We start from the raw sequence: 2,586 nt of genomic DNA, 5'->3' as shown, positions 1-2,586 counted from the left end.
GTATTTCTTCACATAGGTTTTTGTACGCATTGAATTGCTGTTTATCATAATGTAATTTGTCAAAAAATATTATCTGAGTAATTTATACTCCGTTATTGGATGTTATTGCTCTTTTTCTGCTTTAGCATTTATGATGAAGCGCATTTAGCATAAAAAAAACGAGTTTTCCAGGACACATTACATCATAGAATTTTTAGAATATTCTTCGATATCAGCGAAAAATGCTGGTGGTTTTGTTACTTTTATATATATGATGTTCGATCATTTTGTGCTGGATAAGTACCTATAATACGCAATTCAGCAGAAAAGAAAGACAATTCTTCTAAGGCGAGTTTCATCATGGGATCTTCAGGATGTCCTTCAATATCAACAAAGAATTGTGTCGCATTGAAATTTCCACCGATTTGATAGCTTTCTAATTTTGTCATATTGATACCATTTGTTGCAAATCCTCCCATAGCCTTATAGAGAGCAGCGGGGACATTGCGTACTCGAAAAAGAAGACTGGTGATAATTTTTTCGCCATTTGTAGGTTTGGGGACATGCCGTTTGGATCGTGAAAGGATGACAAAACGAGTAATATTATGAGAGTTATCTTCAACATCTCTTTCAAGGATATCAAGCCCGTAGAGTTCTGCTGCGATCAAAGGTGCTAAGGCTGCTTGTGAACGTTGAGCACTTTTTTTATAAATTTTGCAGCTCCAGCGGTGTCGGCAGAAACAACAGGTTTCCAACCATTGTTTCGTATGATTTTTCGGCATTGTGCAAGGGCATGCGTATGACTGTGGACGGTTTTAATTTCGTCATGAGTAACGCCAGGCAAAACCATTAATTGAAAATGGATAGGTAAAAAATATTCATCAATAATATAAAGAGATGATTGTGGTAAAAGATGATGAATGTCTGCAACGCGTCCAGCAAGAGTATTTTCAATCGGGATCATAGCAAGATCAGCTTTCCCATTTTCCACCAAATTAAGAGCGTCTTCAAAAGTAGCAGAGGGCACAGCATCCATACTGGGGAACATATTGGAGCAAGCAATATGAGAATTAGCTCCGTATTCTCCTTGGAAAGAGATTTTATTGGTTTTTTTGAGTGTTTTCATGCTAAAATCTTACGTACTCTCTCGAGATCACGTTGTGTGTCTACACCTAAAGGAATTGTATCGACTATTTCCACATCGATACGCATATTATGCTCTAATGCACGTAATTGTTCAAGTTTTTCACGCATCTCGAGTGTAGAGGGTTTGAATGATACAAATTTTTCAAGTGCTTCGCGCCGATAGGCGTATATTCCAATATGATGATAAAGAGGGCCATCTCCATAGGGAGCTGTGGTACGAGTGAAATAAAGAGCACGAAGACGATTTTGAGAAAGCGGTGTCCCAATGATTTTGACAACATTGGGATCTCTTTTTTCACTTTCTTCCATGATTTGAGAACCCAGGGTTGCTATATCAGTAAAGCTATTTTCTAAAGGACGTAATGCATGAATGATTTCACGAGGCATTATCGTTGGGAGGTCACCTTGTATATTTAAAATAGCATTGTAGCGTTGTTCAGGATCAATACGCATTAAAGCTTCATAAATGCGATCAGATCCAGACTTATGATCACCTCGTGTTATGATATATTCGTGCCCATACTCTGCAACAGCTTTGGCGATATCATTGTGATCTGTTGCAACGATCGTACGCCCTATTGCTGCTTTTTGGGCTTGTTCTGCGACATGAACAATCATCGGCTTTCCACTGATTTCAGCAAGAGCTTTTTGAGGAAGGCGGGTTGATCCCATACGGGCAGGAATAAGAATAATCGGTTCAAGAGCCATTGCAAGATTCCAAACGTCGTCTGTGCTGCATTTATGATGTTGTGTGTTATAAAGAAAAAATTATACTAAAAATGGTAATGAAACCGTGAACATTTGAGTTTTTATGAATCGTTGGAAAGCTATCTATTTTATTGGCGCTTGTTTATGTGTGCTGGTTATTGTTGTAGGAATTTCCACACTCAGCGATATATTTTACGATCATTCTAGATCAGTCCAATATTATCACGCAGTTACCAAGAATGATACACCCCCAAAAAAACAGAAAGAATCTGATAGTTCAATATCATTAAATAGCCGCCTTCAACAAGGCAATTTTGAAAATGGGCGTAAAATTTTTCGTCAATGTGCCATATGCCATACTTCTGGACGCAATCAAGCAGGACGCGTTGGTCCAGTTCTTTGGGAAATTGTTGACCGCCCTTTGGCAGCTGCCGCAGGTTTTGCGTATTCACGGGCATTGCGTGCGCATTCTGATCAAAAATGGGATTTTGTAACGTTAGATCGTTATCTACGTTCTCCACGTGAAGCGTTTCCTGGGACCATTATGTCTTTCCGTGGAATTAAAAATGATCAAGATCGTGCTGATCTTTTGCTTTATTTACGTAGTCTATCTGATCATCCTGTCCCTTTGCCAATGGACAATAAAGAAGGCAAATAAAGTCAGACACAAGAGAAACTCTCTAGGAAGTAAATCACTTTAGAAAGATTGTTTTTTCAACTTTTATTTGTAATGGGGAGCAATGCATTTTTTTA

2 protein-coding genes and 1 pseudogene are annotated in these 2,586 nt (G+C 38.4%); 1 reads left to right on the top strand and 2 read right to left on the bottom strand.

Going from position 1 to position 2,586, the window contains the following annotated elements; translation table 11 throughout:
* Nucleotides 1-242 precede the first annotated feature (242 nt).
* A pseudogene (locus BN338_RS08255) lies at nucleotides 243-1,105 on the bottom strand (prephenate dehydratase).
* The gene (locus tag BN338_RS08250; protein WP_039760916.1) at nucleotides 1,102-1,833 is read right to left on the bottom strand and encodes a 3-deoxy-manno-octulosonate cytidylyltransferase; all 732 of its coding nucleotides are present in this window, start codon (nucleotides 1,831-1,833) and stop codon (nucleotides 1,102-1,104) included. The pseudogene BN338_RS08255 and the gene BN338_RS08250 overlap by 4 nt, the downstream one beginning before the upstream one ends.
* A 103-nt stretch (nucleotides 1,834-1,936) precedes the next feature.
* Here BN338_RS08250 and BN338_RS08245 point away from each other — a divergent pair, with 103 nt between their 5' ends.
* Nucleotides 1,937-2,491 carry a c-type cytochrome gene (locus BN338_RS08245; protein ID WP_039760914.1) on the top strand — a complete coding sequence of 185 codons (555 nt, stop codon included), beginning with the start codon at nucleotides 1,937-1,939 and terminating at the stop codon, nucleotides 2,489-2,491.
* Nucleotides 2,492-2,586 lie beyond the last annotated feature (95 nt).

Origin of the sequence: Bartonella queenslandensis AUST/NH15 (assembly GCF_000312585.1) — a bacterium.
GTDB classification, from domain to species: Bacteria; Pseudomonadota; Alphaproteobacteria; order Rhizobiales; family Rhizobiaceae; genus Bartonella; species Bartonella queenslandensis_A.
The sequence above is the reverse complement of the archived record's forward strand: the minus strand, read 5'-3'. Positions and strand labels throughout refer to the sequence as shown.